The 22886-nt window shown below is 71.9% G+C and carries 25 protein-coding genes; 14 read left to right on the top strand and 11 right to left on the bottom strand.

The window, feature by feature from the left end:
• Positions 1-62: 62 nt before the first annotated feature.
• Both ABT299_RS01960 and ABT299_RS01955 read right to left on the bottom strand, forming a co-directional pair.
• Positions 63-1193, bottom strand: a complete 1131-nt coding sequence (locus tag ABT299_RS01960) for a phosphotransferase enzyme family protein (RefSeq protein WP_500249458.1) — start codon at positions 1191-1193, stop codon at positions 63-65.
• A 135-nt stretch (positions 1194-1328) separates the two neighbouring features.
• Complete coding sequence (locus ABT299_RS01955; protein ID WP_387020753.1) at positions 1329-1730, bottom strand: nitroreductase family deazaflavin-dependent oxidoreductase; 402 nt, start codon at positions 1728-1730, stop codon at positions 1329-1331.
• Positions 1731-1890: 160 nt separating this feature from the next.
• Here ABT299_RS01955 and paaI point away from each other — a divergent pair, with 160 nt between their 5' ends.
• A complete protein-coding gene (gene paaI, locus ABT299_RS01950; protein WP_387020986.1) occupies positions 1891-2298 on the top strand; it encodes a hydroxyphenylacetyl-CoA thioesterase PaaI in 408 nt (135 codons plus the stop codon).
• Between the two features lie 104 nt (positions 2299-2402).
• On the opposite strand, the gene ABT299_RS01945 is transcribed toward paaI, so the two are convergent.
• Positions 2403-3269, bottom strand: a complete 867-nt coding sequence (locus tag ABT299_RS01945; RefSeq protein WP_190858592.1) for a Sco1979 family transcriptional regulator — start codon at positions 3267-3269, stop codon at positions 2403-2405.
• Between the two features lie 611 nt (positions 3270-3880).
• Between ABT299_RS01945 and ABT299_RS01940 the strand changes: the two genes are divergently transcribed.
• Together ABT299_RS01940 and ABT299_RS01935 are read left to right on the top strand one after the other, a co-directional pair.
• Positions 3881-4276: a PPOX class F420-dependent oxidoreductase gene (locus tag ABT299_RS01940; RefSeq protein WP_500249457.1), complete on the top strand. Its 396-nt coding sequence runs from the start codon at positions 3881-3883 to the stop codon at positions 4274-4276.
• 138 nt (positions 4277-4414) lie between these two features.
• A complete protein-coding gene (locus tag ABT299_RS01935; protein WP_500249456.1) occupies positions 4415-4720 on the top strand; it encodes a hypothetical protein in 306 nt (101 codons plus the stop codon).
• A 203-nt stretch (positions 4721-4923) separates the two neighbouring features.
• Here the strand turns inward: ABT299_RS01935 and ABT299_RS01930 are convergent, their stop codons facing one another.
• Genes ABT299_RS01930 through ABT299_RS01920 form a run of 3 tightly spaced genes read right to left on the bottom strand, consistent with a single transcriptional unit; the run spans position 4924 to position 7381 of the window.
• Complete coding sequence (locus tag ABT299_RS01930; RefSeq protein ID WP_500249455.1) at positions 4924-5703, bottom strand: ABC transporter permease; 780 nt, start codon at positions 5701-5703, stop codon at positions 4924-4926.
• A complete protein-coding gene (locus ABT299_RS01925) occupies positions 5703-6479 on the bottom strand; it encodes an ABC transporter permease subunit (protein ID WP_500249454.1) in 777 nt (258 codons plus the stop codon). The genes ABT299_RS01930 and ABT299_RS01925 overlap by 1 nt, the downstream gene beginning before the upstream one ends.
• Positions 6476-7381, bottom strand: coding sequence for an ABC transporter ATP-binding protein (locus ABT299_RS01920; RefSeq protein WP_500249453.1), 906 nt, complete (start codon positions 7379-7381; stop codon positions 6476-6478). Before ABT299_RS01920 ends, ABT299_RS01925 begins: the two co-directional genes overlap by 4 nt.
• A gap of 158 nt (positions 7382-7539) precedes the next feature.
• Between ABT299_RS01920 and ABT299_RS01915 the strand changes: the two genes are divergently transcribed.
• Positions 7540-8673: a histidine kinase gene (locus tag ABT299_RS01915; RefSeq protein ID WP_206700035.1), complete on the top strand. Its 1134-nt coding sequence runs from the start codon at positions 7540-7542 to the stop codon at positions 8671-8673.
• 7 nt (positions 8674-8680) lie between these two features.
• Complete coding sequence (locus tag ABT299_RS01910; RefSeq protein WP_500249452.1) at positions 8681-9337, top strand: response regulator transcription factor; 657 nt, start codon at positions 8681-8683, stop codon at positions 9335-9337.
• 38 nt (positions 9338-9375) lie between these two features.
• Here ABT299_RS01910 and ABT299_RS01905 read toward each other — a convergent pair whose 3' ends face one another.
• Positions 9376-10284: a TIGR03620 family F420-dependent LLM class oxidoreductase gene (locus ABT299_RS01905; RefSeq protein ID WP_500249451.1), complete on the bottom strand. Its 909-nt coding sequence runs from the start codon at positions 10282-10284 to the stop codon at positions 9376-9378.
• A 90-nt stretch (positions 10285-10374) separates the two neighbouring features.
• On the opposite strand from ABT299_RS01905, the gene ABT299_RS01900 reads away from it, so the two are divergent.
• Both ABT299_RS01900 and ABT299_RS01895 read left to right on the top strand, forming a co-directional pair.
• Positions 10375-11343: a TetR/AcrR family transcriptional regulator gene (locus ABT299_RS01900; RefSeq protein WP_500249450.1), complete on the top strand. Its 969-nt coding sequence runs from the start codon at positions 10375-10377 to the stop codon at positions 11341-11343.
• A 35-nt stretch (positions 11344-11378) separates the two neighbouring features.
• Positions 11379-11969 carry a DUF4291 domain-containing protein gene (locus ABT299_RS01895; RefSeq protein ID WP_190858409.1) on the top strand — a complete coding sequence of 197 codons (591 nt, stop codon included), beginning with the start codon at positions 11379-11381 and terminating at the stop codon, positions 11967-11969.
• A 171-nt stretch (positions 11970-12140) separates the two neighbouring features.
• Here the strand turns inward: ABT299_RS01895 and ABT299_RS01890 are convergent, their stop codons facing one another.
• Positions 12141-12848, bottom strand: coding sequence for an alpha/beta fold hydrolase (locus tag ABT299_RS01890; protein ID WP_500249449.1), 708 nt, complete (start codon positions 12846-12848; stop codon positions 12141-12143).
• 104 nt (positions 12849-12952) lie between these two features.
• Between ABT299_RS01890 and ABT299_RS01885 the strand changes: the two genes are divergently transcribed.
• A complete protein-coding gene (locus ABT299_RS01885) occupies positions 12953-13621 on the top strand; it encodes a winged helix-turn-helix transcriptional regulator (protein ID WP_500249448.1) in 669 nt (222 codons plus the stop codon).
• A 56-nt stretch (positions 13622-13677) separates the two neighbouring features.
• A complete protein-coding gene (locus ABT299_RS01880) occupies positions 13678-13914 on the top strand; it encodes a hypothetical protein (RefSeq protein ID WP_387020780.1) in 237 nt (78 codons plus the stop codon).
• Between the two features lie 718 nt (positions 13915-14632).
• On the opposite strand, the gene ABT299_RS01875 is transcribed toward ABT299_RS01880, so the two are convergent.
• On the bottom strand, positions 14633-15277 hold the full coding sequence (locus ABT299_RS01875) for a hypothetical protein (RefSeq protein ID WP_500249447.1): 645 nt from the start codon (positions 15275-15277) through the stop codon (positions 14633-14635).
• A gap of 65 nt (positions 15278-15342) precedes the next feature.
• Positions 15343-16245, bottom strand: a complete 903-nt coding sequence (locus tag ABT299_RS01870) for a hypothetical protein (RefSeq protein ID WP_500249446.1) — start codon at positions 16243-16245, stop codon at positions 15343-15345.
• An 80-nt stretch (positions 16246-16325) separates the two neighbouring features.
• Here ABT299_RS01870 and ABT299_RS01865 point away from each other — a divergent pair, with 80 nt between their 5' ends.
• Together ABT299_RS01865 and ABT299_RS01860 are read left to right on the top strand one after the other, a co-directional pair.
• Complete coding sequence (locus ABT299_RS01865) at positions 16326-17390, top strand: aldo/keto reductase (protein ID WP_500249445.1); 1065 nt, start codon at positions 16326-16328, stop codon at positions 17388-17390.
• 65 nt (positions 17391-17455) lie between these two features.
• Entirely contained in the window at positions 17456-18364 is a 909-nt protein-coding gene (locus ABT299_RS01860; protein ID WP_190858396.1) for a serine/threonine-protein kinase, read from the top strand.
• Between the two features lie 50 nt (positions 18365-18414).
• Here ABT299_RS01860 and ABT299_RS01855 read toward each other — a convergent pair whose 3' ends face one another.
• Complete coding sequence (locus ABT299_RS01855; RefSeq protein ID WP_190858394.1) at positions 18415-19077, bottom strand: thiaminase II/PqqC family protein; 663 nt, start codon at positions 19075-19077, stop codon at positions 18415-18417.
• Positions 19078-19207: 130 nt separating this feature from the next.
• Between ABT299_RS01855 and ABT299_RS01850 the strand changes: the two genes are divergently transcribed.
• The 3 genes from ABT299_RS01850 (at position 19208) to ABT299_RS01840 (ending at position 22863) form a co-directional block, all read left to right on the top strand.
• Positions 19208-20491, top strand: coding sequence for a citrate synthase (locus ABT299_RS01850; protein WP_190858390.1), 1284 nt, complete (start codon positions 19208-19210; stop codon positions 20489-20491).
• 235 nt (positions 20492-20726) lie between these two features.
• Complete coding sequence (locus ABT299_RS01845) at positions 20727-21950, top strand: cytochrome P450 (protein ID WP_500249444.1); 1224 nt, start codon at positions 20727-20729, stop codon at positions 21948-21950.
• A gap of 127 nt (positions 21951-22077) precedes the next feature.
• Entirely contained in the window at positions 22078-22863 is a 786-nt protein-coding gene (locus ABT299_RS01840; protein ID WP_500249443.1) for a hypothetical protein, read from the top strand.
• Positions 22864-22886: the final 23 nt, after the last annotated feature.

Raw genomic sequence — 22886 nt, 5'->3', positions numbered from 1 at the left:
ATCGCGGTGCCGCACGGCTCTTTCGCGCGAGCCCGCCCCGGCGGGCGCGGCGGGGGAGGGGGTCAGCCGTAGGCGGGACTGCCGTCCGGCACTTCGGCGAAGGCGTCGGTGTACGGCGCTGCGAACACCTCGAGCGTGCGCTCCAACTGCGCCGACCACCAGGACACGAGCCCGGCCGCGCCCCGCTCGCCCGCGCCCTCCTCGCCCAGGTAGCGGTGCCGCAGCGGCGCCACGTCGCAGAGCCGCTCCCACCACTCGCGGTGCACCGCGGACTGGATCTGCCCCGCGTCCAGCGGGAACGCGGCGCGGTGCCCGCGCACGAACGCCTGCACCCGGTCGAGGTCGAGGCCGCGCTCGTCCTCGCAGGCGAACAGCCGCGCCGCCGCCCGCACGACCTCGCCCGCGACGGGACCCGTGGTCAGCGCGTCCCAGCCGAGCACCGCCGTGACGTTGCCCGCGCCCGCGTACCGCAGATGCCCCGCGTGGAACGCGCCGTGCAGGTGCCCGACCGTGCTGACCTCGATCTCCGGCGGCTGGTGCCCGGCGAACTCGGCGAGCAGAGCACGCCGCTCCCGCAGCCGGCGCGCGGTCAGCGCGTCGAAGTCGGTGCCGCCGCCCTCCGGCACGGCCGCCAGCATCGCGTCGACGGCGGCCGCCGCGTCCGCGGCGCGCGGCGTCGGCACGAGCAGGCTCTGCTGGACGGGCGGCGTGATCCGCTCCATCTCGGCGTGCAGCCGGCCGAGCAGCCCGCCGAGCTCCTCGCACTGCCGGAAGGTCAGCTCCAGGCCGCCGCGGCGCCGCCCGGCGACCCACGGGTACAGCGCGTAGGCGTGCCCCGAGGCGGTGACGAGCGTGCGGCCGGACTTCGCCGGCAGCGGCGCGAGCACGGGGAGCCCCGCGGCGTCGAGCGCACCCGTCAGCTCGTGCTGGAAGAGGACGCGCTTCCGTTCGGCCGGGGCGTACTCCTTCAGGAGGAACGGGCCGCCGGACGCGCCGACCCGCCAGCACCGCCGGCCGGACGCGCCGTCCAGGGCCTCGGGCGCCAGCGCCGCGTCGAACCCCCAGCGCTTCAGCAGCCGGGGCGGCGGACCCTCGTCCGCGCCGTTCTCGCCGGTCGCGGGGGCGCCGGCGCCGTGCATGGCGGCGCCGCGCTTTTCGGCGCCGTGCTCATCAGCGCTGGGAGACGTCGGCACCTTCGCACCTCGGCGGCCTCGGACGGACGGCGGTCGAACGGATGTTCCCACCCGACGCTACACGCCCCGGCGCTCCTGCGAAAGGGAACCGGCCGGGCCGGGCGGTTCGCGCCCGCGCCCGGCGCGCCCCCGACCTCAGACCCGCTCGAGGACGACCACGGGGATCTCGCGGTCCGTCTTCTGCTGGTACTCGTCGTAGGCGGGCCACGTCGCCGCCATCTTCTTCCAGAACGCCGGCTTCTCCTCCGCCGTCGCGGTGCGCGCCCGCGCGGTGAACCGGTCGCCCTTCACCTGGACCTTCACCTCGGGGTTCGCCTCGAGGTTCAGGAACCACTCCGGCGGCTCGTCAGCGCCGCCCTTGGACGCCACGACCAGGTAGGCGTCCCCCTCGGGCTGGTAGATGAGCGGCGTCGTGTACTCCTTGCCGCTGCGCCGTCCCTTCGTCGTGAGCAGCAGCGTGACCGTCCCCTGCCAGTCGTGCCCCTCCGCGCCGTCGGTCTCCTGGTAACGCTCGACGTGCTCCTTGCCGTACAGCATCGAGTCCTCCTCCATCCGGTTTCGGCCGTACCGCGGCCACCTGTGTGAACCCGCGAGCCCCCCATGACCTTCCCCGTGACGGGGGCCCAAAGCCCGGACGCTCATTACGCTGGGGACGGTGAGCGACCCGGTGGAGCTGGCGCGGCGATGCGCCGAGACGATGTACGCGGACGATAAGGTCGCGCAGGACCTCGGGATGGAGATCACCGGGATCGCGCCGGGACGGGCGGTGCTGCGCATGACGCTCTCCCCGGCGATGGTGAACGGCCACGGGATCGCCCACGGCGGCTACCTGTTCCTGCTCGCCGACTCGGCGTTCGCCTACGCGTGCAACACCCACGGCGCCGTCACCGTCGCCGCGTCCGCCGACGTCGTGTTCGTCGCGCCCGCGCGCGCGGGCGACGTGCTGGAGGCGACGGCCGTGGAACGCACCCGGTACGGGCGCAGCGGCGTCTACGACGTGACGGTCAGGCGCGTCCCGGACGGGGACGTCATCGCGGAGTTCCGCGGCGGCAGCCGCAGCCGGAAGGAGAGCGTCCTGGACGAGGCGGCGGAGCCGCCCCGCTAGAAGGACGACGGAGGCACTCGCTGGAGGGACAGCGGATGCGCTCGCTGGAAGGCCAGCGGAGGCGCCCGCTGGACGAGCCGCGGAGGCGTCCCGCTAGCGCGCGGTCAGAGCTCCTTCAGGATGCCGGTGAGCAGCCGGCCGGTGTCGTCGGGGCGCGCGGCGGTGATGCACAGGTTGTTCATCGCGCGCATGTACGTGTCGACGTCGGTCGGCTTGTCCAGGTACAGCGCGCTGGTGAGCTGCTCCAGATAGACCACGTCGGACAGGCCCGGCTCGGCGAAACGCAGGATGGTGAACGGGCCGCCGGCGGCCGCGTGCCCGCCCGCTCCGAACGGCACGATCTGGAGCGTGACGTTCGGCAGCTCCGACATCGCGATGAGGTGCTGCAGCTGCCGGCGCATCACGTCGCGACCGCCGAGCGGGCGGCGCACGACCGCCTCGTCCAGGACGGCCCACAGCGTCGGAGCGCCGGGCGAGGTGAACCGCCGCTGCCGGGTCGTGCGGAGCTGGACGCGCCGCTCGACCTCCTCGTCGGAGGCGTCGGAGTAGCCGAGGCGCACCACGGCGTGCGCGTAGTCCTCGGTCTGCAGCAGGCCAGGCACGAACTGCAGCTCGTAGGTGCGCAGCAGCGACGCGGCCTCCTCCAGCCCGAGGTAGACCTCGAACCAGCTCGGCAGGACGTCGCCGTAGCGGTGCCACCAGCCGGGGGTGTTGGCCTCCTTGGCCAGCTCCAGCAGCGGCGCGCGCTCGGCGGGGTCGTTCACCCCGTACAGGGTGAGCAGGTCGGAGACGTCGCGCTCCTTGAACCCGACGCGCCCCAGCTCCATCCGGCTGATCTTGGAGTGCGAGCCGCGGATCTCGTAGCCCGCCTGCTCGGTGGAGATGCCGCGGTCCTCCCGCAGGCGGCGCAGCTGGGCGCCGAGCAGGATGCGCAGGACCGTGGGCCCGCCACGCCGCGGGTAGTCGATCAGCCTGCCGGGCTGGTCGCCCTCGGCCGGAGGCGTGGGTGCGGCTGAATCCTGGGGCAAGGGGTCACCAGCCAGTCGACGGGTCTGTTCTGGGGCGGAACGGCACCGCCCTATGTTAGAGGATCGAAGCACGTTTTTGGGAAGTATGAAAAAGCGCGTCTTCGGCATAACGGCTCATCCGTGTGAGAACGGTCGAGCTGGACGCTCCGTGCGCCGATCGGCGCGGGTGAGGATACTCCCGCCGGGCCCCTGGATCGAACCGGGGGCGGCGCCCGGCGGGCCCGATCGGCGTTTTGGAGCGTGACCACGGCCCGTGACCAGTGCCGTCGGTGGCGGGTCGAACGCGGAACGTGGCGAACGGGTGACGATCTCGTTGACCAGGAGGTCATTTTCATAGCGGCGAAGTCACTGCCGGCCCACGAATTGCCTGGCGTTTCGCGCTCTTGTGCACGCCAATCGGCACCGGTATTCCGAGGCGGTCGTATGACGCGCGAATGACGGCGGTCATCTCGTTCGGTGAATATCGGCGGGACGGGAACAGACGGCGCGGTGCCGGGGTTGGCGACCGTCGAGCGTGGAAGGCACCCGTTGAAGCCGTCCCATGAGGAGGATCCATGAGCAAGCTGTCCGACGAGGCCAAGGCACTGCTGAACCGCCCGCTGCCGGGGTGGGCCACGACCGTCCGCCCTGACGGCTCCCTGCACAACACCGTCGTGTGGGTGGGCCTCGACAGCGACGACGTCCTCATCAACACCGCCGTCGGGCGCGCCAAGGAGCGGCACCTCAGCAAGGACGCGCGCGTGTCGGTCAGCGTCCTCGACCCCGACGACGCGTTCCACTGGGTCAGCGTCTCGGGCGAGGGCAGGCTGGAGACGGAGGGCGCCGTGGACGTCATCAACGGGCTCTCCGAAAAGTACACCGGGAACGCCACCTATCCCGTCCAGGAGGGTGAGGTGCGCCTCACCGTCCGCATCACCCCTGATCAGGTCCTCTACAGCGCCGGCGGGTGACCAAGCTCTCGTCCCCTTCGGGCGATCTTCGGGTCCGGGACGGCGTTCACTTGTCGGGAGGGCGCCGCGCACCGCGGTGACGCCCGCGGCGCCCCGGCACTTCCCGGAACATCACCGAGATCCACTCTTGGGGGAACCATGAACGCGACCCTCGAGCGACCGGAGGTCCGGTTTCTCACCTCGGGCGAGGTCACGGACGCCCAGCGCACGGAGGCCGAGCGTGCCGTCCGCGCGGCGCTGGACGGCACCGGGGCCGCGTCCGTGCAGGTCACGCTGAGCATCGTGGCCGACCCGGCGCTGCCCAGGCCGGCCCTCGCCAGGGCCGTCGCCGAGCTGGACGGGCGGCAACTCCGCGCGCAGGCCGCCGCGCCGACGCTGGAGGAGGCCATCGGCCTGCTCCGGCACCGGCTCGCGGTCCGCGCGTCCGACCGCCGGGCGGGCTGACCGGCCGTCCTCCGGACGGGCGGCCGACCCGCGCTGACCGCGCGAACGAGCGGCGGCGCCCCTACCGGGCGCCGCCGCCCACCCGCGTCCCCAGCGGGCGCCGCCGCCCACCCACGTCCCGAGAGGCCCCGGCCGCCGACGCCGACGCGTCATGAGCCGACGCGTCATGACACGCCACCGGCCCGGCGTGCGGGTCGGTCGTCTCAGGCGTCCCGGCGGCTGAGGACCAGGCCGGCGAACGCGAGCGGGACGAGCGCGTAGGCCAGCAGGACCGCAGCCGCCGCCGGTGGCGACAGCAGGTCGCCGTAGATGGAGTGCCCCGCGCTCCAGCCCGCGATCTCGGTGGGCAGGCCCGAGAGCATCACCGATCCGAGCCGCCCGTTCCACGGCTGCGGCAGGTGGTAGACCAGCAGCGGGACGACATGCCAGACCACGACGACGGCGACGATCGCACCGGCCGCCGACCGCAGCAGCACGCCGAGGGCCAGGCCGAGCAGGGCGAACACCGCCACCGCGACGCCCGAGACCGCGAATCCCGGCAGGTCGTGCCAGACGGACGCGCGCTGGTCGGGGAACGGCCGGCCGCCCGCGGCGAGCCGGGCGCCGAGGAAGCACCCGATGGTGACCGCCTCGCCCACGGCGAGCCCGGTGAGCGCCACCACCACGGCCTTCGCGGCCAGGAACCGTGGCCGCGAAGGCACCGCGACCAGGCTCGTCCGCACCATCCCCGTGCGGTACTCCGACGTCACCGCGAGCACGCCGAGGACTCCGAGGCACAACTGGGCGACCCAGCCGCCCAGTTCCTGCAGCGGCCGCAGGTAGAAGCGCGCGCGCCGGGCGGGGTCCAAGCCGTCCCAGACGTGCGCCTGCTGGACGGCCAGCAGCACGACGAGCAGGGCGAACCCGGCCGCGACCGCGACGATCACGTAGGTCGACCGGACGGAACGCAGCTTCCACCATTCGGCGGCGACGGCGTCGAGCATCACGCGTCCCGCCGTCCGAACACGCGGGCGCCGACGCCCAGGGCGACCACCACGTACGCGGCCAGGAGCAGGGCGGAGGCCGCCGGCGGGAGGCCGTCCCGCGCGGGGGAGGCGCCCGGCGGCGAGGCCATCCGCCCCGCGAGGCTCTCGGGGAGCACCGCCCAGACCCGCTCGCCCCACGGATCCGGCAGCAGGTTCGCGACGGGCGGCACCACGAACAGCACCGCCATCCCGGCCGTGATCGTCCCCGCGGTGGAGCGGAGCACCGCCGCCAGGCCGGTCGTCATGAGCGCGATCGCCGCGGTCGTCACCGCCATGGCCAGCACGTACGGGACGTGGTCGAGGAACGAGGCGTCGAACCCGCGCATCGGACGGCCGTTCGCGGCGGCCTTCCCCGCCACGACCCCGACGGCCAAGCTCGCAAGTGCGGCCGTGAACATCGCCGCGCCCGGAACCGCCGCCTTCGCGCAGAACAGCACCCGACGGCGCGGGGTCGCGGCCAGGCTCGTCCGGATCATTCCGGACGCGTACTCCGACGTCACCGGCAGCGCCCCGAGCAGCACCGCGCAGACCGGCAGAGCGATCGCGAGCGGCTGCTCCGGCGGCGCGGACTCGAACGCCGCGCGCCGTGCCTGCGACAGACCGTCCCAGTAGTGCGCCGCGTACAGCGACCACACGACGCACAGGAGCGCGAACGCCGCGACCGTGCCGAGCACGGCGAACGTCGAGCGCACCGAGCGCAGCTTCCACCACTCCGCCGCCAGCGCGTCGATCACGACCTCACCGCCCCGAACTCGGTGCTGCCCGCCGTCAGCTCCATGTAGGCCTCCTCCAGCGACGCGCTCCGCGGCGTCACCTCGTACAGCGGGATCCCGTGCGCGGCGGCGCGGTCACCGATCTCCGTCACGTCCAGCCCCGCGACCGACAGGGCGCCGCCCGGCGCGGCCTCGACCGTGCCGCCCGCCGCCGCCAGCACCCCGACCAGCTCCTCCGGACGCGGCGACCGGACCAGCACCCCGCGCGCGAACCGGTCCGCCAGCTCCCGCACCGAGGTGTCCGCGATCAGCCGGCCGCGCCCGATGACGACCAGCCGGTCCGCGGTCAGCTCCATCTCGCTCATCAGATGGCTGGACACCAGCACCGTCCGGCCCTCGGCGGCCAGCGCCCGCATCAGCTCGCGGATCCACCGCACCCCGTCCGGGTCCAGCCCGTTCACCGGCTCGTCGAACAACAGCACGCCCGGGTCGCCGAGCAGCGCCGCCGCGATCCCGAGCCGCTGCCGCATCCCGAGCGAGAACCCGCCCACCCGCTTGCGCGCGACGCCCGCCAGGCCGACCTGCTCCAGGACCTCCGCCACCCGCCGCGTCCCGATCCCGTTGCTGCGCGCCAGCCAGCCGAGATGGTCGAACGCGCGGCGGCCGCCGTGCACCGCCCCCGCGTCCAGCAGCGCCCCCACCTCGCGCAACGGCCGCCGCAGCGCCGTGTACGGGCCGCCGTTCACCAGCGCCGCGCCCGACGACGGCGCGTCCAGCCCCAGCAGCACGCGCATCGTCGTCGACTTCCCGGCGCCGTTCGGCCCGAGGAACCCCGTCACCGCCCCCGGCCGCACCTGGAACGACAGGCGGTCCACGGCGACGGTCCCGCCGTAGCGCTTGGTCAGCTCCCTCACTTCGATCATGCCGTCAACGCTCCCGCCGGACGCCGCCCCGGCACATCGGAACCCGGTCGGGACCCGCCCGTCCGACCGTGCTCCGAGACCGCGCCGCCGCATCGGACCCAGGTCTGACGTCCGCCGGCACGACGCGCCCGGCCGCACCGTCCGGCTACCGTCGTGACGTGCACGAATCCGAGCCGGCCTCCCCGCACGCCCGGCGGACCGGCCCGCGGCGGCCGATCCGCCTGGACATCGCGGTCGCGGTCCTCTACACGCTGTTCCTGCTGCTGTTCTCCGGCGGGCACGAGACGTCGGCGCTGCTCGCCGTGCCCGTCGCCGCCGCGATGGGACTGCCGCTCGGCGCCCGGCGGATCCGGCCCGTCCCGGTCTTCGGCGCCGTCCTCGCCGCGTCCACCCTGGCCCTGGTCCTCGACCTGCCATGGGACTTCTACATCGGGGCGGCGTACGCGCTCTACCCGCTCGCGCTGGAACTGCCCCGCGTGCGCTTCGTCCCGACACGGGCGATCGGCGTGCTGAGCGCGATCGTCATCTTCGGCGGCGCCCTCATCGGGCCGAAGAACTGGCAGGCCGAGCAACTCGGCCGCGTGCTCCTCGGCATCGCCGTCCTCGGCGCGTCCTGGGCCCTCGGCCGCGCCGTCCGCGACCGCCGCGCCTACACCGCCCAGGCCGCCCGCCGCCTCGCGGAGACCGCCGTCGGCGAGGAACGCCTCCGCATCGCCCGCGAACTGCACGACATCGTCGCGCACAGCATGAGCCTCATCGCCGTCAAGGCCGGCGTCGCCGTCCACGTCGCCGAGGCCCGGCCGCAGGAGGCCCTCGACGCGCTGCGCGTCATCGAGTCCACCAGCCGCGGCACGCTCGGCGAGATGCGCCACCTCCTCGGCGTCCTGCGCGCCGACGAGCCCGGGCTCGCCCCCTCACCCGGCCTCGGCTCCCTGCCGGGGCTGGCCGAACGCGCCGCCATGGCCGGGGTCCACGTCGACCTCGACGTCCGCGCGGGCGACCTGCCGGAGAGCGTGGCGCTCGCGGCCTACCGGATCGTCCAGGAGGCCGTCACCAACGTCGTCAAGCACGCCGCGCCCGCCCGCTGCCGGGTCCTGGTCGAGGCAGGCGGCGGACGCGTCCGCATCGAGGTGGACGACGACGGCCCCGGCGTCCGCGTCCTTCCCGGCGCCCCAGGCCACGGTCTCATCGGGATGCGCGAGCGCGTCATGATGTACGGCGGCGACTTCACCGCCGGCCCCCGCCCGGAAGGCGGCTTCGCCGTCGCCGCCGCCTTCCCCTACGAAGCCTAGGAGTGCGTTGGAACTGCGCGTCCTCGTCGCCGACGACCAGACCCTGGTACGCGGCAGCTTCCGCGTCCTGATCGACACCGCGCCGGGGCTGCGCGCCGTCGGCGAGGCCGGCACCGGCGCGGAGGCCGTCGAACTCGCCGAGCGCGAGCTGCCCGACGTCGTCCTCATGGACGTCCGGATGCCCGAGATGGACGGCATCGAGGCGACCCGGCGCATCAGCCGCGACCGGCCGGACGTCCGCGTCCTCATCCTCACGACGTTCGACCTGGACTCCTACGTCTACGCGGCGCTGCGGGCCGGCGCCAGCGGCTTCCTGCTCAAGGACACCCCGCCCGCCGACCTGCTGTCGGCGATCCGCGTGGTGGCCTCCGGCGAGTCGCTGCTCGCCCCGACCGTCACCCGCCGGCTGATCGCCGAGTTCGTCCGCCGGCCCGCCCCCGCGGGACCGCCGCCCGCCGGCCTCGGCGCCCTGACCGACCGCGAGCGCGAGGTCCTCGCCCTCATCGCCCGCGGCCTGTCCAACACCGAACTCGCCGAGCACCTGCACCTCAGCCCCGCGACGGTGAAGACCCACATCGGCCGTCTCCTGGCCAAACTCCAGGCCCGCGACCGGGCCCAGCTGGTGATCGCCGCCTACGAGACCGGCCTGGTCCGCCCCCGCTGACGGCTCACCGGCGCTCCGCCCGGACGCGGGCCGCGGGGTCAGTCGTTCAACAGGTGCGGGGCCAGGCGCTCGAACTGGTCGGCGGACGAGGCGAGGTCCGGCTGGAACACCGTCACGCACACGTGGTCGGCCCCCGCCTCCAGATAGGCACTGACGTCCTTGGCCACCGCGGCTTCGTCCCCCCAGATGAAGCAGGCGTCGATGAGCTCGTCGGAGCCGCCGTCGGCGAGGTCCGCGTCCGAGAAGCCGAGCTTCTTGAGCGCCCCGATGTAAGGGGACCCCGGGAGCGAGAACGCCCCGGCCTGGCGGGCGATGCCGCGCGCCTTCTCCGGATCGGTCTCGAGGATCACCGGCTGCATGGCGATCAGCAGCTTGTCCGGGCCGAGCAGTTCCCGCGCGCGGCGCGTGTGCTCGACGGGCATCATCGCGGGCAGCATCCCGTCCGCCCGTTCGGCGGCCAGTCCCTGCATCTTCGGCCCCAGCGCCGCGAGCAGCCGAGGGAACGGGACCCCCGGTGCAGGTGCCTCCGGCACGGCGGCGTCCATCCCGTCGAGGTAATCGCGCATGCGGGCGATCGGGCTGCTCCACGTCTGGCCGCTCCGCTCGACGACCGCGCCAATGCTGACGCCGATGCCGAGCGCGAGCCGTCCGGGGTAGGCGTCGGCCAGCACCGACGCGGCCCCCTGCATCGTCGCCGGATGCCGCGCCCACAGGTTCGCGATCGCCGACCCGAGCACGACCCGCTCGGTGGCCGCGAGCATCACGCCGAGCTGCGTGAACACCTCCCGGCCGCCGATCGCCTCGTTCACCCAGATCGATCCGTAGCCGGCGTCCTCCACCCGGCGGGCCGCCCGCCGCCACTCGTCCGCCGGCGCGAGCGGTGTCACCAGCGCCGCCCCGATCCGCCCCAGCCTCCGCCTCGCCTCGCGCACCGCGTCCTCGCCCATGCCGTCTCCTTCGGCCGTACAATCGGAACTGCCAACCCGCTTAGGACATTACCGGAACGACCGCCCCGTTTGTCAAAGGAGGAGCCGCCCGTGCCCGACGACCCGCCCCGCCGCGCCAAGCCCGCGCAGCGCAGCCGCACCAAGGCAGAGCCGCGCCGCGGCACCGAGGCGGAGCAGCGCGGCGCGGCCGCGGCCAAGCCGCCCCCTAGCGCCGAGACCGAGCCGCGCGGCCGCACTGAAGTGGAGTCGCGCCGCGCGGAGGCGGCCAAGCCGCCCCCTAGCGCCGAGACTGAGTTGCGCCGCCGCGCTGAGGCGGTGTCGCGCCGCCGTACCGCGGCCGAGCCGCGCCGCGCGGACGCGCGCCGGAATCGGACCCGGATCCTCGAGGCCGCCCTGGAGGCGTTCGCCGCCGAAGGGCGGCTCGTCCCGCTCGACGACATCGCCCGCCGCGCCGGCGTCGGCGCCGGAACGGTCTACCGCAACTTCCCGACCAAGGAGGCCCTGTTCACGGCCGTCATCACCGAGCGTTTCGAGAGCATCATCGAGGAGGCGAGGTCACTGGCCGACGCGGACGATCCGGGCGAGCGGTTCTACGGGTTCCTGATGTGGGTCGTCGAGCGCGCGATGTTCAATCACGCCATCTGCGAGGCGCTGGCGCTGGAGGAAGGCATCAAGGCGTTCGCGGCCGGCGTCGAGGAGGAGTTCAACGCCGCCCTCGGCGCGCTGCTCCAGCGGGCCCAAGCGGCCGGTGACGTGCGCGCCGACATCGACCTGCGCGATGTGCGAGCCCTGATGGCCGGGTGCGTGGTCACCGAGCGGATGCGGCGCGCCGACGGGCCGCCCGGCCGCATGACCGCACTCGCCTGCGACGCGCTCCGCCCCGCCGCCGTAACGAAACTTCGTGACGAAAGTCCGACGATGTCACGTAACGAAAGCCGTTGCGAGGTCTGCGGTACCCCGCTGGCGGCCGCACGTACCGGCCGCCCGGCGCGGTTCTGCGGCGCCGCCTGCCGGCAGAAGGCCCACCGCCGCAGGTCCGCGGCCGCGAAATCCGGTTGAACCGGACGCGCGCCCTGCGGCACCGTGGCGGCACCATGCGCACACGTGAGATCCGCGCCGTCCATGACCGCGAGTCGATCACCGTCTACCAGGCATACGGCCCGGACATCGGCGGCCCGGCGGCGCGGCACGGCACCTTCGTCCCTCCGTTCTCGCGCACCCGGATGACCTGGATCAAGCCGTCGTTCCTGTGGCTGATGGCCCGCAGCAACTGGGCCCGCAAGCCCGGCCAGGAGACCGTCCTCGCCGTCCGGATCACCCGCGCGGGCTGGGAGGAGGCCCTCGCCCAAGCCGTCCCGACCGACCCGGACCGCCGTGTCTTCCGCAGTTCCGACGAATGGCGCCGCCGCTTCGCGCACGCGCACGTCCACGTCCAGTGGGACCCCGAGCGCTCGATCAACGGCAGCAAGCGGGAAGTGCGGAGCATCCAGGTCGGCCTGAGCCGCCATATCGTGGACCGCTACGTCGACGACTGGATCCTCGCCATCGATGACCGGACGCCGCTGGTCCGCAAGATTCACGGACTCCTCCAGGCGGGCCGGACCGCGCAGGCCAAGGCCCTGCTGCCCAAGGAACGCCTCTATCCCCTCCCTCCCGCCCTCGCCCACAACATCGGCGCCGACTGACCACCACCCGTTCCGCCCACCGCCAAGCCGGCATCCCCGCCCTCCATCGGCCGCACCAGCCCGCCCAAGCGGCCGGGGCCGCCTCCCGGGCCGATCGGGCCGCTATCACTGGGTGCGCCGGCTCGGTCGCTTTCGGCAGGCTCGACGGGCTCGGCGGGTCCGGTGGCAGTGTTACGAAACGTTCGAGCCGATGTTCCGGATCCGGTGCTCCTCCAGCCGGTCGGCGAGCTCTTTGGGTCGGCTGAGCGCGACGAGGTGACCGCCCGGCAGCTCGTCGACCGGGATGTTCAGGCGCTCGCGCACGACCCTGCGCTGGAAGGGCAGGGGGAAGAGCCGGTCGTCCCGGCCCTGGAGGAACACGGTCGGCGTGTCCGGCCACGAGTCCAGGGGCCAGGGCTCCTCGAAGGGTTTCTGCGACTGCGGCTGCTCGCCCCGCCCCAACATTTCGCTGGTCACCTCTGGTGGGACGTCGTGGAAGAAGGTGACCTCCGGGTCGAACTCGGCCGGCATCGGCCGCCCCTCACGAGCCGCCTGTTCGGCCATGGCCTCCGCCTGACCGGTGTTGGTCCACCATTCACCTCCGGTCTCGCCCGGCGCAGGGACCATCGCGTTGAGCAGGACGAGCAGCGCCACCGGTACACGCGTGCACACGAGCGGTGCGGTGAGGCCGCCCATCGACTGGGCTACCAGGATGACCCCGGTGCGATCGCCGATCGCCTCGACCACGGTGTCCGCGTACTCCGTGAGCCCGGCCGATTCATCGGCCGCGGGCAGGTCGACGGCGATCGCCTCATGCCCGCGGGCCTGGAGTTCGGGGACGAGGAGGTGCCAGTACCAGGCGCCTCCACCCGCCCCCGGAACGAGGACGTACGTTGCCATTCTCGTGCTCCTCTTCTCGTGGCCGCCCGGCCGACGCTATCGGCGGCCACTGACAAACCAGCAGCACGAACTCCTGAATTAGGAGCTTCACCTACCATTCCGGCATGACAGGACGAAGGCGGTATGACGATCCGTGCGGCATCGCCCGGGCGCTGGACGCCGTGGGGGAGCGGTGGGCGCTGCTCGTCGTCCGCGAACTCCTGTTCGGTCCCAAGCGGTTCGCGGCACTGAGCCGGGGCCTCCCGGGCATGAGCCAGAACGTCCTCTCTCAGCGGCTGCGCGATTTGGAGGAGGGCGGGATCGTTCGCCGCCGCACCTTGGGCCCGCCCGCCAGCACCCGCGTCTACGAACTGACCCCGCGCGGCCGCGAACTCGAACCGGTCCTGCTCGCCCTCGCGGAGTGGGGCCGCAAGAGCCCTCTCGGTGCCCACGACACCGAGATGAGCGTCGATGCGATGATGCTCGCCCTCAGAACGACCTTCGACCTGACTGCGGCCCAGGGGCTGGACGTTCGCGTCGCGCTCCGCTTCGACGACCATCTGTTCGTGGCCGAGATCCGCTCCGGCCACCTCCACGTAGCCCGGGCGGACGAACCCGTCCGCGCGGACGCCACCTTCGACGCCGACGTCGCCACTCTGAGGTCCCTCGTGTTCGGCCGGTCCTCCCTGCCTGCGAACCCTCCCTTCCTGCAAGGAGCCCCCGACCTGGCCGTTCGTTTCCTGGCTTGCTTCTCTGAGCCGCAACCCGCCGCCCCCGCAGACGCTTCGCAGTGACACGGACGGTCGGCCCGGCTTTGCTCGAACACATGTTCGGGCTAGGGTCTGGTCTCGTGCTGATCGACGAACCCGTCTCCGCGGAGACCACCCCGGCGGGCCATCCTTCCCAGATCACCGGTGCGCGCGGCTGCTTCCAGGTGCGCCGGGTGCTGGAGCAGTGGCAGGAACCCGGCGAGGCCCGTTTCTACCGGCTCCAGGTCACGACGCCGGACGGTCCGGCGATCGCCGAGGTGGTCGGACCCGCCGCCGGCGGCGCCGGTCCCTGGACCCTCCGCCGAATCTGGCCCTGAACCCCTCCCTCACCGGACCAGCGCACCAGCCCACCCCACGCCACCACACCACCCCACGCCGGGCCGAGGCGCCAGCACGCGGGCCATCGCGAGCCCACACCAAGGCCAGCGCGCCAGTACATGCCAGGGCGACCGCGAGTACGTGCCAGGGCCATCGCGTAAGCCCAAGCCGGGGCCCGCGCCAAGGCCATTGCGCCAGCCTGCGCTGGGGCCATCGCGCCAGTCCGAGCCGTGGCCGCCGCGCCAGCCCGCGCCAAGGCCATTGCGCTGGCCTGCGCCAGGGTCAGCGCGTCAGTGCGAGCCGTGGCCTTTGCGCTGGCTTGCGCCAGGGCCCTTGTGCTGGCCTGCGCTAGGGGCAGCGCGCCAGTCCGAGCCGGGGCTATCGCGCCGGCCTTCGCCAGGGCCTTTGCGTGGGTCTGCGCCAGGGCGACCGCGCCAGTACGTGCCAGGGCCAGCGCGTCAGCCCGAGCCGGGGTCCTGCGCCGGCCCGCGCCAAGGCCCTTGCGCCTCCGCGCCGGGGCCAGCGTGTCAGTCCGAGCCGTGGCCACCGCGTCAGCTCGTGCCAAGGCCACTGCGCCTTCGCGCTAGGCCTTTGCGCCGGCCTGCGCAGACAGCCTCGCGTCAGTACGTGCCAAGGCGACTACGCCAGTACCTACCACGGCCATCGCGCCGTCCTGCGCTGGGTCATTGCGGCAGCCCGCGGCGGCGGAGGTCGCGGCTACGGTTGTAGCCGCAGCACGATGCGCCGGGAGAAGCCCCCTCTTTCGGTGTGCTTCGCGGAGCGGCTCGCCTCCAGGTCGGCGGGACTCATGCCGTGGAGCGCGGCGAGCGCGTGGACGACCTCCAGGAGATCGGCGAGTTCTGCGGGATCGCCGCTCGCCACGTACTCGCCGGCCTCCTCGTAGAGCTTGGCGCGCAGGAGCGACGCGTACTCCCCGGGGTCGGCGACCCGGGTCTCCGGCCGCCGGCCGGTGCTCCGAACGAGGTCGGGGATGCGGTCGCGGACCAGCTTCTCGGTGCGCCCGCCGCCCTCCTTGGGACGATGCTCGGTCGCACCGTTCCGGCGGTCCAGCGACTGGATCCATTTCACGGCCACGGCGGCCGTCTGCACCAGTCCGTTCCGCAGCGGCGCGGGTTCGGTTTCGGCGAGCGCCTCGTGGAACTCTTCGGCGAGCACGTGCCGCCATGTCAGCTCGCCGCGCGACCAGGCGTCGGCGCAGTCGTCCTTGGCCTTGTCGGCCTCTCCGGCGAACGCCGGGCCGCTGCCGTCCGGAAACTCCTGGACGCCCCACATCCGGTCCTGGGCGGCGCGTTCCGCAGCGATGTCCGCGAGCAGGGAGCCCGGCTCCTGTTGGTTCCGCATGCCGAACGACGTTAACCGGCGTGCCGCGGCCGTGCAGCGGCCCGGCGGTGACGGCGCCCGGCCGCTCAATCCGGATCGGCGTTGTCCGGCTCACAGCTCAGATAGTGATGGAGAACGGGCGGCAGTTCGTCCCAGAGCCACTCGTTGAGAGAGCCCGGGAAGTCCTCCGGTGCCTGGATCGAGAGACGGCGAGGCCCGGTCTGCACGAGACGCACGGGAATCGGGCCGTCATCCCAGACCTGCTCCCGGCTGCCCCAGAACGCCGAGAAATCGGCGCTCGTCAGCACGAGTTCCGAATGGAGGACGTGTTCGCCTCGGTGCCTGCCGAGGGGCAGCAGCCTCTGGGCGGTCGTCCGGAGGACGTTCAGCGCGGCGAGGTCATGGGGGCAGGCCACGCCGGTGATCTCCAGTTCGGGGAGACCGAAGCGGCGCAGGCCCCGAGTGGTGATCCCCACGCAGGAGCAGCCGTCGATCTCGTCCTCGTCGGCCGTGCACCGGCCGGCGTTCCGGTAGGGCGGGAGCACGGCGCCGGTCCAGTCGTCCGCGAGCACGAACTGCTCCTGGCGGGGGACGGGCAGCGGGTGCACGGCCTGGTTCATGTCGACGTCGACGGGGACGCCGCCCAGCGATTCGGCCAGCACCTCGGCCGCGGTGCGGCTGATGTGCGGGCCGGCCGGGAGATCGGCGACCTGCAGTACCGAGGTCACTCCGACGTGCCAATCGCTGCGGCGGGCTCGTTCGGCATCCTCCGGATCGGTGCTCGCCACCGACCGCAGATCCCACGGCGACACCTCGGCTTTGTGCGCGGCGACCATCAGGGCGGGCGTGCCGAGCCGTTGGAGCGTCGCGGCGCCGAGTCTGCCCGGCAGGCCTTGCCGGAGTGCGGTGGCGACGTCGTCGGGAGTCCGGTCGGCGGCGACGACGAACCGGGTGATGGTCTCCTCGGGAACGGTGACGGTGATGGACAAAGGAAGCCCCCTTCGGGCCATGACGGGTTCTCGTGACGTCGTCAAGCCTCGGGGGGACGCGGCCGAAACGGGACCTGAACATGGTTCTGTGGATAAGGGCCGCCATTTGCCGCCGAAAGCTGGAGAAATGTCCGACGAGCAGGCCCTTCGAGGCGCTCATCGCGGCCGCCGCCGCACGTCTCGCCCTGGCGTGGGAGGCTGAAAGCATGAATGCGACAGGACGTCTGGGGATCGGCTTGGCGGCGGTGGGTCGTCCGGCCTATATCAACGTGGGCAGGACGCAAGAGCTGCCCGAGGACCGTGGTGTCGAGCAGATGCGCCACGCTACCTGGAGCCTTCTGGACAGTGCGTACGCGGCAGGGATCAGGTGGGTGGACACCGCGCGGTCGTACGGGCGCGCTGAGGAGTTCCTAGGGGAATGGCTAGCCGCCCGTATGCCGGACGATCTGACCATCTCCAGTAAGTGGGGCTACACGTACGTGGGGGACTGGAGGATCGACGCCCCCGTGCACGAGGTCAAGGAGCACAGCGCCGATCGTTATCGTGCCCAGTACGCGGAGACGCGCGCGCTTCTAGGGGACCGCCTTTCGGTCTATCAGGTCCATTCGCTCACGCAGGAGAGCCCGCTCTTCGACGACGCGGGGCTTCAGGAGACCTTGGCCGAAGCGACCGCCCAGGGCGTTCGGGTCGGGTTCTCGACCTCCGGTCCTGGACAGGCCGACACCATCCGCCGTGCCTTGGAGCTCGAGGTCTCCGGCAAGCGGCTGTTCAGCACCGTGCAATCGACCTGGAATCTCCTGGAGACGTCCGCCGAAGCGGCGCTAGAAGAGGCTCATACGGCCGGTCTGCACGTCCTGCTCAAGGAGGTGCTCGCGAACGGCCGCCTCGCCGTACGGCCGCCGAGCGCGTTGGCCGCCATGGCGTCCGAGAAGGACACCACCGCCGACGCGCTGGCCTTGGCCGCCGCGCTGAGCCGCCCTTGGGCGGACACCGTCCTGATCGGAGCCGTCAGCCCAGGCCAGTTGGAGACCAACCTGGCGGCGACGCGGGTGTCCCTGAGTGAGCAGGAGGCGGACGTGCTGGCCCGCCTGAGCATCGCGCCGGATCGCTACTGGCGGGAACGGAGCGAGCTGCCCTGGGACTGACCGGCTGGAAGGGGGCCGCCCGTGGCACGATGAAGCCGCGCCCACCATGATCGGATTCATCGCCCATGCAGCCTGAAGCACCCCGGATGATCGGCCCCTACCGTGTGGTCGCACGGCTCGGCTCGGGCGGGATGGGTGAGGTCTTCCTCGGCACCTCACCGAGCCGGCGGCTCGTCGCCGTGAAGGTCATCAGAGAGGAACTGCTGGGCGATCCGCGCTGGCGGGCGAGGTTTCGCCGCGAGGTCGTCTCCGCCCAGGCGGTCAGCGGCTTCTACACCGCGGCGGTCGTCGACGCGGACCCCGACGCGGAGAGGCCGTGGCTCGCGACGCAGTACATCCGCGGTGTGAGCCTGGCCGATGTCGTCCGGGAGAAGGGACCGCTACCTGAGCAGGCGGCATGCAGACTGGGAGCCGGCTTGGGGGAGGCGCTGATCGCGATCCACCGTGCGGGGATCGTCCACCGGGATCTGAAACCCTCGAACGTCCTGCTGGCGTCGGACGGTCCGCGCGTCATCGACTTCGGCATCGCCCGGCCGCTGGATGCACTGCCGCTGGCGCGTTCGGAGATCCTGGGCACGCCCGCCTACATGTCGCCCGAACAGGCGCTCGGCGAGCCCGTCACCTCCAAGAGCGACGTCTTCTCGCTCGGCGCCACGCTCGTCTACGCGGCGACCGGTTCCGCGCCGTTCGGCACCGGCCACAAGGTGCGGGGACGCATCGTGTACGGCCGTCCCGACCTCGACCGCCTGCCCGACCCCATGCGCGGGCTCGTGACACGCTGCCTGGTCAAGGACCCGGAGGAACGGCCCTCACCCGAGCAGGTCCTCACCGCACTGTCCACGCTCCTCGACGCCGTCTACGGAGAGGACGAACTGACGGACGGCATAGGGGACCTCATCGACGTTCAGGAACGGACGTTGATCGAAGTGACCGCGGAGCAGCCCACCCTGGTCGAACCACCCGAGCAGGCATGACTCCTCGGCCGCGCCTTGAGCGGCGTCATGCCGCCGATATAGAAGGCCGGTCAGGGCAGATCGTCCACCAGCGCATCCCAGAAGGCGGTCTCGTACGCGTGCAGGAGGCGGGCCGCGCGGGATGCCTCCACGGGGTCGTCACCGGAGGCCAATCCTGCGGCCATCACTTCGAGCGCCTGCTCCTCGAAGCCCGGCGGCGACTCGGCGAAGAACGAGAAGAACCCCACGGCCTCCTCATCGAATCCATAGCGCTCGCGAAGCGCCGTGGCGGTACGGGCGCAGTAGGCGCCCCACTCCTCCAGGTTGGCCAGCATGGCCAAGGCCACTTCCGTGGACGTGCCGAAGGCGGCGCGCTGCGCAACGTAGGCGGGATACGCCTGCGCGAGTGGAAGAGGCTCATGGGCCCTGAGATTCTTCTCACTTTCGCCGAGGGCGGTGGCGAAACGACCGAGCAGCCGGAGCGCCTCCGCCTCGCCCTGCGCCAGCCCAAGGAACAACCCACCCGCCGGCGGTACCGGGAAACGCGCCGCCAGCAGCGCGAAGCTGCGCTGATCGCTACCGACGATCCGATACTCCTCGGCGGCCAGCCGGACCAGGCGTTCCCGGGGCAGGTCGCCTGTTTCGAGCAGGTCCAGGAAGCGGTTGCCGGCCGCCTTCGCCGCGATGTCCGCGCGCGCTCGGGCGACCAGCCCCGCGGCACTGTTGTCGGTCATGCACTCAGCGCAACATCCGCACGGTCGCGGCGTCAACGAGATGGCCGCCGATCAGGCCATATGATCACCTCGATACGATGAAGAACTGGAACGTCTACGCAGGTGTGGACGGAGTTGGGAGCGAGCGCATATGTCGGATTTCGAACTCAACCACGCGGGCGGCCGGATGCCCCTCGAGGTAACGGAGTCGACGGAGGGCCCTTCGGGCCTGCGGGTGGGAAGCCTCATGAAGGAGACGGGGCACGTCACACTCGACCCCGGTTTCACCAACACCGCGTCCACCACATCGGCGATCACCTATATCGACGGTGAGGCGGGCATCCTCCGCTACCGGGGTTATCCCATTGAGGAGCTGGCGGAGAAATCGTCCTTCCTCGAGGTGGCCTACCTGCTGATCTACGGTGAGCTGCCGACCACCGACCAGCTGGACGAGTTCACCGACAGCGTCCGCAAGCACACGCTGCTCGACGAGAAGTTCCGCGCCTTCTTCTCCGCCTTCCCGCGCCGCGCCCACCCGATGGCGGTCCTGTCGTCGGCGGTCAGCGCGCTGTCGACCTTCTACCAGGACAGCCTGGACCCGTTCGACCCCGAGCAGGTCGACCAGTCCAGCATCCGGCTCATCGCCAAGCTCCCCACCATCGCGGCCTACGCGTACAAGACCTCCAACGGGCAGCCGCTGCTGTACCCCGACAACTCGCTCGGGTACGTGGAGAACTTCCTCCGCATGACGTTCGGGCTGCCCACGGAGCCGTACGAGATCGACCCCGAGATCGTGCGGGTGCTGGACATGCTCTTCGTCCTGCACGCCGACCACGAGCAGAACTGCTCCACCTCCACGGTGCGGCTGGTGGGCTCCAGCCAGGCCAACCTGTTCTCGTCCGTCTCCGCAGGCGTCGACGCCCTGTTCGGGCCGCTCCACGGCGGCGCCAACCAGGCCGTCCTGGAGATGCTGGAGCGCATCCACGAGAACGGTGACAACATCGAGTCGTTCGTGGAGCGGGTCAAGAAGAAGGAGCCCGGCGTCAAGCTCATGGGCTTCGGGCACCGCGTGTACCGCAACTACGACCCGCGCGCCGCGGTCGTGAAGAAGGCCACCAGCAAGGTGCTCGGGGCGCTCGGCAAGTCCGACCCGCTCCTCGACCTCGCCATGCGCCTCGAGGAGGTCGCCCTCAGCGACGACTACTTCGTCGAGCGGAAGCTCTACCCGAACGTGGACTTCTACACCGGCGTCATCTACAAGGCGATGGGCTTCCCCACGAACGCCTTCACCGTGCTGTTCGCGCTCGGCCGGCTCCCCGGCTGGATCGCCCAGTGGCGCGAGATGATGAACGACACCACGACGAAGATCGGCCGTCCCCGGCAGGTGTACGTGGGACCGGGCGAGCGCCACTACGTGGACCCGTCCGCGCGCTGACCGGCCTCGGCCACATCACCGGCCCGTGAGGGGGAGTCTTCGCTCCCCGCCAGTCGGCTGCATCGTCCCAAGTGACGACATAGTGCGCAGCGGGCGGGCTCGCAGCCCGCCCGCGCGCGCTTCCGATACACGTCCCTTCCTTCCTTGTAGCGCAGGGCGTTCGACTGATCGCATTCCGGAGACCTCCGCGTTAGCCTGTGGACGGCGATTCCCCCGGCGGAAGGCGGCCCGGTCGATGCCCTCCCTTGTCGAGACGCGACTGTCCAGCCTGGACTTCTGGGCGGCGCCCCAGGCCGAACGCGACGAGGTGTTCGCCGGCCTGAGATCCGCGAAGGATCCCGTCTACTGCCCCTTGCAGGACGAGCCCGGCTTCTACGCCCTGACCCGGTACGAGCAGGTCGCCGAGGCCAGCCGCCGTCCCGAGGTGTTCAGCTCGCAACCCACGGCGGTCAGCCTCGTCGACCCACCGGAGGCGATCGCCGAGTACTCCGGCTCGATGATCAGCATGGACGACCCCCGGCACGCGCGGCTCCGCCGGATCGTCTCCCGCTCGTTCACCCCGCGCATGGTCGAGCGATTCGCCGGGGACGTCACCGTCCTCGCCCGCCGGATCGTCGACGAACTCGCCGAGCGCGGCCCCTGCGACTTCGTCGAGCACGTCGCGATGCCGATGCCCCTGCGGATCATCTGCTCCATGATGGGCATCCCCGACTCGGAGTACGGCGGGGTCATCGACGCCACCAACATGATCCTGGCGATCGGCGACCCCGACTACGTCGGCCCGGCCGGCGAGGACCGCATCACGACGCTGCGCGACAAGTTCGCCCACCTGCACGAGCTCATGGGCGAACTGGGGCGGCTGCGCAGCGAAGAGCCGGCGGACGACCTCGTCACTGCGCTGACCCACGCGAACGTGGACGGGGAGTCGCTCACGACCGTGGAACTGGCCCGCTTCTTCACTCTCCTGGTCGTCGCGGGGAACGAGACGACCCGCAACGCGCTGTCGCATGCGCTCGCCCTCCTCACCGAGCATCCGGAGCAGCGCGCGCTGCTCGTCGCCGACGTGGAGGGCCGCCTTCCCGGAGCGGTGGAGGAGGTCGTTCGCTATGCGACACCGGTGACGTGGATGCGGCGCACGCTTTCGCAGGACTACGAGCTGTGCGGCTACCTGTACAAGGCCGGCGAAAGGGTGGTGCTGTACTACAACTCGGCCAACCGCGACGGCGCCGTGTTCCACGACCCGCACGCGTTCGACATCACGCGCTCGCCCAATCCCCACGTCGGATTCGGGGCGCCTGGGCCGCATTTCTGTCTCGGCGCCCATCTCGCTCGCCGCGAGGTCACGGTGCTGCTGCGGGAGCTCTACACGCGCCTTCCCGACCTGCACGCCACCTCCGCCCCCGTACGGCAGCGCACGAGCTTCATCAACGGGATCAAAGCCCTTCCCTGCGCCTTCTGAAGGTCGCAAACCAGGACATTAGCCACGAGTTTCTTCGGCTTGTCCACAGAATGGCGTTCCACTATTGCGGCGGGCCACCGTGGGCGAGGCTGTTCCGCGTCACATCCCGAACACGGAAGGCGCGACCATGCCCGCACAGACCACAGGCCGAGACTTCGGACCGAACCAGTTCGCCGCCCGGCTCGGACTGACCCGATGGCAGCTGCGCCTCGGCCGGGAGCACGGACTGCTCCCCGAACCCGATCTCGAAGGCGAACGGTGGTCGGCCCGGCTCGTCGACGAATGCGCGAACCGGTCCGGCCAGGTGGTCGCACGGTTCGGCGAGGACCCTCCGGTCGGAGCGATCCGCGCCGCCGCGCGGCTGGCCGTGCGCACGGGCCTCGACGTCGAACGCCGCGACGTCGAGGTGCTGGTGGCCCGGGACGATCTCGATGTCGTCAGCAGCTTCCGCGGACATCCGCTCTACCTCCTGCGCGACCTCGACGCCCTCGATCCCGCCGCGGTCCGCGAGGTCGTCTCCGCCCGGAAGGGGCCGCTGTTCGACAGCGTCGACCCCGGTGGGGCGGTGACGATCCTCGGCTGGCCACGGAAGACCTTCGACCGGATCGCCGGCGAGCGGAACCTGGAAACCGACCGCTTCGGCCGCTACGCGCTCGCCGACATTCACGCTCTCGCCGCCGACGAGACGCTCGCGGCGGAGGTCCGTGAGGAGAAACTCCGGCGGGCCCTGGCCAGGGCGAGACGGGCCGAGACCGACATCGAGGACGTCGTGCGCGGATGGATGCTGCGCTGCACCGCCTACCTCGACCGCGACGCCGACCAGCCCCCGGACCCCGCCGTCCTGGGTCGCGCGATCCGCAACCTGGTCGGGACCAGGGCCGAGAGCGCCAGATACGAACGAGAGGCGTTGTGAGGCCCTCTCGATGTGAAACGTGG

The organism is Spirillospora sp. NPDC000708, assembly GCF_040299565.1.
Classification (GTDB): domain Bacteria; phylum Actinomycetota; class Actinomycetes; order Streptosporangiales; family Streptosporangiaceae; genus Spirillospora.
This window is presented reverse-complemented; position numbering and strand designations above follow the sequence as displayed.